Origin of the sequence: Prevotella sp. Sow4_E9_plate, assembly GCF_052116205.1 — a bacterium.
Classification (GTDB): domain Bacteria; phylum Bacteroidota; class Bacteroidia; order Bacteroidales; family Bacteroidaceae; genus Prevotella.
This window is the reverse complement of sequence record NZ_JBQKLN010000035.1, coordinates 31,239-42,520: the sequence shown is the minus strand read 5'-3', so window position 1 is coordinate 42,520 and position 11,282 is coordinate 31,239. Positions and strand designations below refer to the sequence as shown.

The window sequence follows — 11,282 nt, the reverse complement described above, 5'->3', positions numbered from 1 at the left end:
CGCATCAATGTAGCGAACAGGATTATCCTGCTCGATGTACTCGTCCAGACAAGCCGGAAACAATACGTATTGTCTTCTATCTTCACCTTTAATGTACTTCATAAGCGATAAGTGTTTGATAGCTACAAAGTTATGAAAATATTTCGAGAAAACCAAAGATAAAGTGTTAACAATAAGAAATATTAGGAGACATTTTGGCTGTTATGGGTTTTCAGACAATCTACCCCCAAAAAAACTTGGTGATGCCACGATGCTTCCCTTAGCAAGGATAAAGAATAATCACTATAAAATAGTAAAATTACAAATTAAACGAGAATGATAGCCTCTCTATAATCAGTCGAGCCTTAAAAAAATGGCTGCGGATGCAGGGATTACGAAAAATGTCAGTTTCCATACGAGCCGTCACACAACACAGGTGTATGCCGATGTGGTTATGGAAACAAAGGTTGAAGCCATTAGCCGAATTTCAAATTATTTTTCTAACTTGTACAATACGGGTGGAAAAGTGTGAAATCTTTTCCACCCGTATTTTCATCATCACATTATTTTATATGCAGCTTTACGTGGATTATTTTTTACGATAACCACATTTTGGGCATACTCCATCCGCATTGAGGGCGACACCGCAAAGAGGACAGCGGTCGATGTTATTCTTTGTGGTAAACTCGGCAGAAGCGGCATTCACACCGCTTGTGAAAGTGATTTTAGCGATGTTCAGTTTGTCTTTCAACAAGTCATATACAATCTTAATCATACCTTCCACTGTCATGGTTTCTTTGGTAACAACCAGACGGGCATCAGGGTAAGCCGTTGCCAATTCGGTCTTGAAGGCCTCTCCTTTCATTTTGTTTTGCGGATGGCCGTTTTTGATGCCTTGCTTTTCATACACATCAAGAATGGCAGGAAGCAAAGGGTCATCTTCGCGGAGCACCAAGGCATGGTCAAAATTCTTCAACAGGCTCCATGCCACCTTTTGGATTTCATTACAAGGGTACACCATGTTTACACCTTCTTCAACCGTATCTTCCACCTCAATGGTCAGTGTGCCAGTGTGACCGTGAAGATACTGGGCTTCGCCTTGGAAGCCATAGAAGCGATGTGCATACTGCAAATCGAAAGTCGTGATACTTCTCATACTTGTTACTTTTTAGAGTTTAACTTTGGGTTATTTATCGTTATCTGCACCTGTATTCGGCTAATGTCAACCGATGCAAAATTCTTTTCTTTCAAATACTGTCGTATCAATTCCGTAAGCCCTTCATCCATATAATCCAAGATGCTCTCTCCCTCGAATATGTGGTGATGCTCTGTCACGGTAATGTCATAATAGCTTTTCCCCACTTCGGGATGGAACACAAATGATAACAGATTAGCCTTGCAAAACGAATCAAGAATGCGATAGATGGTTGAGATGGTTATCTGATTATCTTTGGATTGCACACACTTGATTATTTCATCAATGGCAGCATGACGCAATTCCATCATAACCTCATAAACCACTTTACGTTGCGGAGTGATTTTTAGTCCTGCGTTCTTTATAATCTCCGTACTTTCCATTCTTCTCGTATTTTGATGCCACAAAGTTAATGAAAATATTTCGCATTTGCAAATTTTTACCAACAAAATTATTTTTTTTTAAGAATAAAGCCGAAATACATTCCTTAGATTCTGTCTATCAGAAATTCACCTGGCCCATGTGGGAATGTATAGAGTCTATGCACAATGGAGCAATTCTAATCAAAAAGGCTCGACTAATTAAACAAAAAGTGTTATCTTTGCATCGTGAACATAAACAATGGCCATTCACCTATGTCCTTGATAAATCATCGTAGGCGTAGTGCCAGATGGCATGGAGCGAGCCAAAAAGTGGGACAATCAGCGGCCCCTCTTTTCTTAGACCGAATAGACATCCAATGTGAAATCAGTCCCGTTCCTTTCCAGGACATATCGAAGGCAGCACCAGGTGAGCCAAGTGCCAAGATCAGAGAAAGAGTCATCAAGGCAAGAGAAGTTCAAGCTGAAAGATTCAATGATTATAAAGGCATCCATTGCAACGCCCAGATGACCGAAAGAATGATTCATCAGTTTGCCGAACCCGACGAACAAGGTATCGAACTGCTCCGAATGGCAATGGAGAAGCTTTCTTTGTCAGCCAGAGCCTATAACAGAATACTGAAAGTGGCACGAACCATTGCTGATTTGGCAGGAAGTGAACAGATTAAGCCTGACCATATAGCAGAAGCCGTGGGATACGGAACCCTCGACAGAGGCGATTGGGCAGAAAGAGGACATTTATAATCATAAAGAAGATATATTAATATTTAGTTATTTTTAAACAATAATCTAAGGTTTTCCCATAATAAATGCGTAATTTTGCACGATAATATCAATACAAAAGGAATGAAAAGGAAACTGCTATACATCGGTGGAATATTGCTCGTTTGCTGCATGCTCGTGGCAATCGGCATGACAATGCGCCTCAACGAGGAAATCACTACCCTGCCCGCCATCGGACCCAAGATAGCGGCCAACATACATTATCATCCACAGATGAAGGATTCCATTCAGAAACCGAAGCCGGTGGTGAAGAAGATGGACTTCAATATCAGCGGCACCTTGCTGGATACCGATGGCAAGGGAGTGACTGGCGTCATCGTGAGCGATGGCTACCATTGTGTGAAGACTGATTCCTCGGGACGCTACAAGATGAAACGAGACTCGTTGGCTCGCTTCATCTACTACTCCGTGCCTGCCGACTGCGAGGTACCTACCCATAGCGAAACCGATCGCACGGCTTGTTTCTACCAAGCAGTTTCCAACGATAAGAAGAAATATGACTTTACTCTCACCCGATTGCCCGGCGGCAAGGAGGTGAGTTACAAGATGATAGTCATCGGCGACCCGCAGGTTACCAATGCCTACAGCCCTTACTATACTTCTCCGGATGATAATCCCATCAAGAAGAGCGATGTGGAAAGATTCACAACCCAGACGATGGCAGACATCAAGCAGACCATCAAGAGTTTTCCTGCAGGAACTCCCGTATATGGACTGAGCATGGGCGATGATGTACAGTATTATGGCGGCTATAATGCCAAGCTGGAGCGCCAGATACGCCAGGCATTGGGCTCTTCAGAGATGCGTCTCTTCTCCGTCATCGGCAATCACGACCAGGATGGGAAGGCACTCTATCGCAGGAAATGGGAGGAAAATTTCGGTCCTACCGATTTTTCCTTTGACCGTGGCGATGTGCATTATGTCTGCATCAACAACTGCTTCTTCCATCGCGGCATGTCTTATTATTCTCCTGGAGAATTGCGTGAGCGCCAGGTGAAGTGGCTGAAACAGAATCTGGCTCTTACGTCCAAGGATAAGAAGGTGGTGCTCTGCTATCATATTCCTTTTACCTTCGGCAATGCGCCTTTCAGCAAGGCGAAGCCGCTGACCAATGCCAATGAGGAGGGGCATTATTCCTCTTCCCGCCTCTCGCTCCTGCTCTCTCTGCTGAAGCAGTTTAAGGGAGGATACGAACTCTTCTGCGGACATACTCATTTTGCCTGCAACCATGAGATCAACTACGAGGGCGAGGATGTGATGGAGCATTGTCATGCTGCTGCCTGTGGCAATATCTGGCAGTCGAACATCAACATCTGCGGCACCCCGAACGGATATTATGTCTATAGCTTTGTAGGTACCAGCATCAACGATTGCTACTACAAGGGAACTTTCTGGGACAAGAGCAAGCAGATGACCATCTTCCGTGCCCAGACCGATTTCAACGGTGAGAAATATGCCAAAGACTGGCAGTTGGCAACCAACAGGAATATCCTGGTAGCTAATGTCTTCAATGCCACCAGTCACTGGCGCGTGGTAGCCATAGAGGATGGCAAGGAATATCTGATGCGCCGCATCAGCAGCAAGGGTCAGGATGCCTTTGCAGCCGGCTATCATCATAAATACAGCGAGAGTGTATCCTATCGTTTCGTGAGCAAAGGTAACGGTTATCTCATCATGAACCACCTTTATTATTATGTACCAAAGAACCCGAATGCCAAGATTATCATCAAGGCAAGCGACCCATACGGTCACACATTCACGGCAAGCAGCAGCGATGCCGTAACCGAGCCTTTCGTCAACTACGCTCACTACTATGAGCGAGAGTACAAGGAATATAAGAAGCAGAAAGACAAAATGTTGAGAGATTCCGTAGTTACCAAGCAGAAGGATACGATTGCTACTAAATCAGTAAATAAATAGAAAAGAAAAAGGGAGATTCCCCTCTTATTTGAAGTTGGAAAGAGGCTCATTCCACTTTTTGCCTGACTATGGCACAATATTGCCCTCTACTGGGGCAACTTTTTGCCATTGCCGGGCACAAAGTAATACGCCGGGAGAAAATTTTCGGGAGGTCTACCATCGCCAGTCGGAATATGCTTTCCGGCTGCTGGAAGCGTGGTTTTGCTCGGGAAAAACCTTACTCTCGATTTTACTCTTCACTCTTCACAGATTAGCCTGAAACTCTGATAAACACTAGGGTTGCAAGCGGTGAAGAGTAGTCATCCACTCTTCACAACTCTTCACCACTCTTCACACGTACTCAAATTTTCCACCAGCATAGGATACTGTAGATGAAGCTCATCGAAAACCTCGAAGCTTACCATCCATTTGCCCTCCTCTTCCGGCATTCGGAAACAGTAGCTGATCATGGTGAAGAGTGGTGAAGAGTGGTGAAGAGTAGACTACCACTCTTCACTCACCTAATCAACTGTATATTAGTTGTTTAGGGAGCATCCGTGAAGAGTGAAGAGTGTTTTTGAAAGTAGCTTTCTATCCACCCGAAGCTTGAAACTTATGCTAATTATTGCAAGAAGAAAAAACACGAAATATATGACCTTGTATCTCATCATTCCTTACGTTTTAGTAATCATACTAAATAAGGTATGTCTCTCAAAACGTTTCTTGAGAGACATACCTTAATTATATATAGAGACTATTTTTACTTGTTCAGTTTCCAGGTAACACCATCCTTGGTGTCCTTTACCTCAAAGCCGGCACCAGCGAGGGCATCGCGAATCTGGTCGCTGGTAGCCCAGTCCTTGGCCGCCTTTGCCTTGGCACGCAGGTCGAGAACCATATCTACTACCTTGCCATAAGCCTCTTCACGGGCATCATTGTTGGCTCCCTTCTCGCTCTTCAAGCCGAGCAGGTCGAAGGTGAAGAGCTGCATGGTGTCTGAAAGCTCCTTCAGGTCTTCGGCAGAGATGTTTGCCTTGTGGTCGAGGGCTGTGTTGATTACGTGGCAAGCCTCGAAGAGATAGCTGATGACGAGCTGAGTCTGGAAGTCATCGTTCATCGCATCGTAGCAGCGCTGGCGCAACTCGCTTACGAACTTCTTCACCTGCTCATCGCTCTGCTTAGCCACAGGCACACGCTCCAGGTCTTTCAAACCGTTCATCAGGCGCTCCAATCCCTTCTGGCTAGCCTTCAAGGCATCGTTAGAGAAATCTACTGTGCTGCGGTAGTGAGCAGAGAGGATGAAGAAACGGATGGTCATTGGCGAATAAGCCTGCTCCAGACTGTCGTGATTGCCAGTGAAGAACTGCTCCAGAGTGATGAAGTTGCCAAGACTCTTACCCATCTTCTGACCGTTGATGGTAATCATATTGTTATGCATCCAGTAACGAACCATCTGGTCGCCCTGAGAAGCCACAGCCTGTGCAATCTCGCACTCGTGGTGAGGGAAAATCAAATCCATGCCGCCACCGTGAATATCAAAGTGGCTGCCCAGATACTTTCTGCCCATTGCAGTACACTCGCAGTGCCATCCTGGGAAACCATCGCTCCAAGGACTAGGCCAGCGCATGATATGCTCTGGTGAAGCCTTCTTCCAGAGGGCAAAGTCAGCCTGGTTCTTCTTCTCGCCGATACCAGCCAGTTTGCGGCTCTCGTTGATTACGTTCTCCAGGTTACGTCCGGAGAGGATACCGTACTTATTATCCTTGTTATACTTCTCGATGTCGAAGTAGATAGAGCCGTTGCTCTCGTAAGCATAGCCATTGTCCAGGATTTCCTGTACCAGCTTCTCCTGTTCGATGATATGGCCTGTGGCATGAGGCTCAATGCTAGGAGGGAGTACGTTCAGCGCCTCCATGGCATCGTGGTAGCGGTTGATGTAGTACTGCGCAATCTCCATTGGCTCCAACTGCTCCAGGCGTGCCTTCTTCTCAATCTTGTCGTCGCCCTCATCTGCATCGTGCTCCAGGTGGCCCACGTCGGTAATGTTTCTAACGTAGCGAACCTTGTAGCCCAGGTGCTTGAGATAGCGGAAGAGTATATCGAATGTAATGGCAGGACGCGCATGACCAAGATGCGGATCGCCATACACAGTTGGGCCACAAACATACATGCCCACGTTAGGAGCGTGGAGCGGAGTGAATCTCTCTTTCGTACGAGTGAGAGTGTTGTAGATCAATAATTTCTGTTCCATTTTGTTTGAACCTTATTTTTATATTATTTATGTTTTGAGTGCAAAGTTAACTCATTTTTCTGATATATCCGACAAATCATTCGCAAAATGTTATTAAATGCCCCTAAAATACCACTTTTATCTGATGAAAATGCTAACATGAGTAGAGAATAAATCGGGAAAAAACAAAATACAGGATGCAGAAAACAAAATAGTTTTTTGCATAAAGTAAACAATTTCTGTATATCTATTCACTATTTGTAAGTTTTTTGCCTAATATATGCATAAAATTATCAAATTATTAGCGTATATCGAAAATAATGTGTAACTTTGCAGCCGCATAACAGTTATCAATTATCAAGAAGGCGGCTATAAGTTCCGCTAATGAGTATTAAGTTAGAAGAAAATGGCATATACAAGATTGAGTGCTGCCGAAGCGGCAGCGATGATTAACGATCAAGATACAATCGGATTGAGTGGTTTCACACCAAACGGCGTGCCTAAGGCAACTTTCCGCGAACTCTCCAAGAGAGCCGTGGCAGAGCATGAGGCGGGCAGACCTTTCCAAGTGGGCATCCTGACAGGTGCTTCTACCTCGCAGAGTATCGAAGGTGACATGGCAGCAGCCCATGCCATCAAGTTCCGTGCGCCATTTTCTACCAACAAGGATTTCCGCACCCATACCAATCTCGGTGAAATCGACTACGAGGATATGCATCTCGGCCACATGGCTGAGCGCCTGCGCCGTGGTTTCTATGGCGAGATAGACCTTGCCATCATCGAAGTTTCTGATTTGGAAGAAGGCGAAACTACCTGTAAGGCATTCCTTACCTCTGCCGGCGGCATTGTTCCTACCATCGTTAGATTGGCAAAGAAGGTGCTCATCGAGAAGAATACCTTCCACAGTCCAGCTTCCCGTTATCTTCACGATGTATATGAGATAGCAGAATGCCCATTCCGCACACCTATCCCAATCTTGAATGTGGGCGATAGAATAGGTAAAGAGTATGTGGAGATTGATGCACATAAGATTGTGGGTGTGGTAGAATGCAACATTCCGGAAGAGGCGCGTGCCTTCAAGCCACTCGACCCTGTAACCGAACAGATGGGACATAATGTGGCTGATTTCCTGGTCAGCGACCTGAAGAAGGGACATATTCCTCCTCAGTTCCTGCCTTTGCAGAGCGGAGTGGGCGTAACTTCCAATGCCGTTCTTGAGGCATTGGGACAGAATCCTAACGTGCCTGTATTCAGCGTCTATACCGAGGTGGTTCAGGATGCTGTAGTGAAATACATGCGTGAGGGAAGAATCAAGGATGCATCCTGCTCTTCGCTCACCGTAACAAACGAGACTTTGAAAGAGGTGTATGATGATATAGATTACTTCAAGAAGCATCTCACCATCCGCCAGAGCGAGATTTCCAACTCTCCGGAGGTAATCCGCCGACTGGGTGTCATCGCCATGAATACCGCCATCGAGTGCGATATCTATGGCAACGAGAACTCCAGCCACATCTGCGGCAGCAAGCTGATGAATGGTATCGGTGGTTCGTGCGATTACGAGCGAAATGGCTACATCTCCATCTTCACCACCCAGAGTACCACCAAGAACGGTTGCATTTCAGCCATCGTTCCGATGTGCAGCCATGTAGATAGCACCGAGCACGATGTGGATGTTATCGTTACTGAGCAGGGAGTCGCCGATCTTCGCGGCAAGGGTCCTTTGCGCCGTGCCAAGGAGATTATCGAGAACTGTGCGCACCCGGATTATCGTCCAATGCTTCGTGAATACTTGAAATTTGCAGAAAAGGGGCACGAGCCACAGAGCATGCGTGCCGCCCTCGCCATGCACGATACCTTCCTGAAGAAGGGAGATATGAGACTGACCGACTTCGGAGAATATCTGCAATAAGGAAGATTACCGCATAAACATAAAAAAGGCACCAGGCTGTTTCCATCAACGGAATACAACCTGATGCCTTTATTTTTTTATCTATAAACCTGCTGCTTACTGCACAATAGAAGTAACAGGGTTTCTGGTGCCCTTCATGCCAACCAGGAATGCCTTTGCCGAACCAAACTTCAGGAACATATCCAGGCGTACAGGCACATGATTCTCATCATCGGTGATATAGAAATCTACGATTTTCTTCCATTTACCATCGTCAATCTCCATATATTCAAGACGCAGGCAACGATACTTCACGCCGTTGTCAGCCTTGACCGTAACCTTTCCACCATACTTCAACTGAGCCGGATTACGACCGCCGCCATCACAGATAGGGAACTTGACGCAATGTCCCCGCTTCCAGTTGGCAGGATCAAAGCTGCGGGCACGGAGGAAGATGTTCATCATGTCGAAAACACAATCCTCGTAGGAAGCCTTTTTCCATTTATGCTCACCATTCTTATTCTGATAATGCAGGTTTACATTGCATTTGCCACCGGCATAATTATAGAAAACCTCATCTACGGTATATCGCTTGCCTTCACGGGCTCCCTTGCGGAAATAGAGCGGTGCCAGATCCGTACCACTATAGCAAAGCAAAGTATCACGAAGCACAAAGAAATCGTCTACTCGCTTATTTCCTCTGGTTACGAGCGAACCACGATAAGCAGGCTTACCATGACGGGTAGTCTGGATAACCGACATGCTGGCATTACCAGCCTTTACCCAAACGAACTTCCAATTGTAATATAGGTTATAGGTGAGAAACTCACCCGATTTGAATGCCGTATTACGAAATGTACACTGGGCAGACACGGTTGTGCTGACCAAGAGTAGCATTGCTGCTATCAAAAAAGATTTAAATGTCTTCATAACTATAACATTTTAGGAATGTACTCTATGCCCAATTTTTTGGCACGTTGCGCATTCTGATTCTTTACTTTCTTTTCCTTGTCAGGTTTCTGCTTGGTGATGGCAGAAGGCTTCTGCCTGGACAGTTCATAAGACTTCGGGCTCCAGCTTTCCGTCAAATCCCATTTAGCCTTACATTCCAGGAGTTCCGGATAATAATATACTTCCTCCGCCTGCAAATCATCATCATAACAGCCCGTATCCCATTTGCCGTTGTTGTTTCTATCAACAATCAGGCGCATGTAATACTTCTCCGGTTTAAGATAATAGAATTCTGCTACCCCATTTACTGCCTTCACCGACTTCACCACCTGGTCCTGAGCATTCAACAACTGTACCAGGAGAGGCAAATTTCCAAAATTATCGGTGATATTCACCAGGAGAGTGCCGTATGTATCGAGCGAGCTGACCTTGAATCCCTGCTTGATAGGCTTGGATGCCAGACCGTAGATATCCTCGAAAGCAGCAGAATCCACCTCAAGACTATATTCTATATCAGGTCTCCACTCTCCTCTCAGCACATATTCCCGGTTTCCTATCGAATCAAATTCAAAAGGAGCCCGATACCAGAGCGTATCATGCTTGGCATAAAGATGCATTCCTGCCGTATCTGCCTTGGCAAGCGGAGTATCAAAACTGAACGTAACGTTCTTGTCCGGGTCCAGTTCTGAGGCAACTCCCACCTTGACCTCAAGCGGTTTGATGGCCATCACCGAGTCATAAGGCATACCTTTCTTCTTGAGTTTTTCCTGCTTCTTGGACCACTCGGCTATCTCCTTTTCCTTGGCTTTCATTCGCTTGGCGTATGGTTCCTTGGAAAGAATCTCCATAGCCGTATCGGTATGACATATCAGCACACCCGTACTGTCGGTCATGCGATAGGTAAGATCCATGCGAAGCGTATCCTGATTGACCAGGGCAGTATCCCTCAGCCAATAGGTGATGGAATCTTTCTTCTCCGAACTTTCTATGATGAACGCTTTTTCGGCATCAAAGTTAAGTCCCTTTATCTCAGGAAGGATGGAATCTCCATAACTGAAATAGAGAGAGAAACAGTTAGGCATCTTGCGCTCTGCCTTCAGGAAATATCTGTCTGTCAACGGTTCCGTAAAAGCCCTGAGCACCACGTCATCAGGCAGGAAATGGGTATATTTCACCTGGTCAATCGACTTGATGTGCAGCGAGTCTATCCATGTGGTATCCTGTCTGATATCAGGCTTGCTGGATGGTATGATGATGTCATGGGTGAAGGCGATTTTCTCGCTCTTCTGATTGAACATATAGTTGCCGTCCATGTCCTGCAGGGCATAGATGCGATAAGAGCCCGGCGCTACGCCCTTGATGACGAAACGTCCTCTACTGTCCGTACGGCTTACACGCAACATAGGCTTGGTCTTGAACGCAGAATCAGCCTGATCATCATAGAGACCTACGAGAATACCCTTGATAGGTTCCAGATTCTCAGCCTCCAGCACATATCCCGCAACCTCCATCGTATCAATGACGGTACCTGTAGAAAAACTATAGGTATAGTTGCCCATCGGATTTCCCTCGTTGTTGTCGCTGATAGCATCCGAGAAGTCGATGGTATAAGTGGTATTGGGTTTCAGAGAATCGACAAGCGAAATATGAATACGCTTTCCTGCACCTTTGATTTCAGGCACTTCGAGCTGAGGAGGCGAAACCACCACCTTCTCGGTAGGATTATCCACCTTGATAAACTCATCGAAGTAAATATCTATCTTCTTCTCCTTCACATTGACAGCACCGTCAGCCGGCGAGGCACCTACCACCTTAGGTGGTGTCTCGTCAAACCATCCTCCGTCAGGCTGTCCCATTCGTGCACAGGAAGCCAACAGGAAGAAGACCGCCAGATAGAAAGGCAGAAACAAGGAATTTAACTTCAACTTGTCCTTGATGTCGTTCATATTAATCATTGTATATTATCTTTATATT

Annotated in this window: 8 protein-coding genes and 1 pseudogene; 4 read left to right on the top strand and 5 right to left on the bottom strand. The window is 45.8% G+C overall.

What is annotated here, in order from left to right:
- The first annotated feature begins 352 nt into the window (after positions 1 to 352).
- A complete protein-coding gene (locus ACTQ53_RS12625) occupies positions 353 to 511 on the top strand; it encodes a hypothetical protein (RefSeq protein WP_006848009.1) in 159 nt (52 codons plus the stop codon).
- 57 nt (positions 512 to 568) lie between these two features.
- Here ACTQ53_RS12625 and ACTQ53_RS12620 read toward each other — a convergent pair whose 3' ends face one another.
- On the bottom strand, positions 569 to 1,135 hold the full coding sequence (locus tag ACTQ53_RS12620) for a 6-carboxytetrahydropterin synthase (RefSeq protein WP_094380541.1): 567 nt from the start codon (positions 1,133 to 1,135) through the stop codon (positions 569 to 571).
- A gap of 5 nt (positions 1,136 to 1,140) precedes the next feature.
- The gene (locus ACTQ53_RS12615) at positions 1,141 to 1,557 is read right to left on the bottom strand and encodes a Fur family transcriptional regulator (RefSeq protein WP_441933289.1); all 417 of its coding nucleotides are present in this window, start codon (positions 1,555 to 1,557) and stop codon (positions 1,141 to 1,143) included.
- A gap of 333 nt (positions 1,558 to 1,890) precedes the next feature.
- On the opposite strand from ACTQ53_RS12615, the pseudogene ACTQ53_RS12610 reads away from it, so the two are divergent.
- Positions 1,891 to 2,298, top strand: a pseudogene (locus ACTQ53_RS12610) (YifB family Mg chelatase-like AAA ATPase); the annotation flags it as partial.
- 102 nt (positions 2,299 to 2,400) lie between these two features.
- Positions 2,401 to 4,257, top strand: coding sequence for a calcineurin-like phosphoesterase C-terminal domain-containing protein (locus ACTQ53_RS12605; RefSeq protein WP_441933287.1), 1,857 nt, complete (start codon positions 2,401 to 2,403; stop codon positions 4,255 to 4,257).
- A gap of 739 nt (positions 4,258 to 4,996) precedes the next feature.
- On the opposite strand, the gene cysS is transcribed toward ACTQ53_RS12605, so the two are convergent.
- Complete coding sequence (cysS, locus tag ACTQ53_RS12600) at positions 4,997 to 6,487, bottom strand: cysteine--tRNA ligase (protein ID WP_441933285.1); 1,491 nt, start codon at positions 6,485 to 6,487, stop codon at positions 4,997 to 4,999.
- Positions 6,488 to 6,872: 385 nt separating this feature from the next.
- Between cysS and ACTQ53_RS12595 the strand changes: the two genes are divergently transcribed.
- Positions 6,873 to 8,378, top strand: a complete 1,506-nt coding sequence (locus tag ACTQ53_RS12595) for an acetyl-CoA hydrolase/transferase C-terminal domain-containing protein (protein ID WP_441933283.1) — start codon at positions 6,873 to 6,875, stop codon at positions 8,376 to 8,378.
- A 96-nt stretch (positions 8,379 to 8,474) separates the two neighbouring features.
- On the opposite strand, the gene ACTQ53_RS12590 is transcribed toward ACTQ53_RS12595, so the two are convergent.
- Both ACTQ53_RS12590 and ACTQ53_RS12585 read right to left on the bottom strand, forming a co-directional pair.
- Positions 8,475 to 9,287 carry a DUF3108 domain-containing protein gene (locus ACTQ53_RS12590; RefSeq protein ID WP_294971305.1) on the bottom strand — a complete coding sequence of 271 codons (813 nt, stop codon included), beginning with the start codon at positions 9,285 to 9,287 and terminating at the stop codon, positions 8,475 to 8,477.
- Between the two features lie 2 nt (positions 9,288 to 9,289).
- The gene (locus tag ACTQ53_RS12585) at positions 9,290 to 11,263 is read right to left on the bottom strand and encodes an Ig-like domain-containing domain (protein ID WP_441933281.1); all 1,974 of its coding nucleotides are present in this window, start codon (positions 11,261 to 11,263) and stop codon (positions 9,290 to 9,292) included.
- Positions 11,264 to 11,282: the final 19 nt, after the last annotated feature.

Coding starts and splice junctions, on each gene's coding strand:
- ACTQ53_RS12625 (WP_006848009.1), top strand. CDS start 353: ATGGCTGCGGATGCAGGGATTACGAAAAATGTCAGTTTCCATACGAGC.
- ACTQ53_RS12620 (WP_094380541.1), bottom strand. CDS start 1,135: ATGAGAAGTATCACGACTTTCGATTTGCAGTATGCACATCGCTTCTAT.
- ACTQ53_RS12615 (WP_441933289.1), bottom strand. CDS start 1,557: ATGGAAAGTACGGAGATTATAAAGAACGCAGGACTAAAAATCACTCCG.
- ACTQ53_RS12605 (WP_441933287.1), top strand. CDS start 2,401: ATGAAAAGGAAACTGCTATACATCGGTGGAATATTGCTCGTTTGCTGC.
- cysS (WP_441933285.1), bottom strand. CDS start 6,487: ATGGAACAGAAATTATTGATCTACAACACTCTCACTCGTACGAAAGAG.
- ACTQ53_RS12595 (WP_441933283.1), top strand. CDS start 6,873: ATGGCATATACAAGATTGAGTGCTGCCGAAGCGGCAGCGATGATTAAC.
- ACTQ53_RS12590 (WP_294971305.1), bottom strand. CDS start 9,287: ATGAAGACATTTAAATCTTTTTTGATAGCAGCAATGCTACTCTTGGTC.
- ACTQ53_RS12585 (WP_441933281.1), bottom strand. CDS start 11,263: ATGATTAATATGAACGACATCAAGGACAAGTTGAAGTTAAATTCCTTG.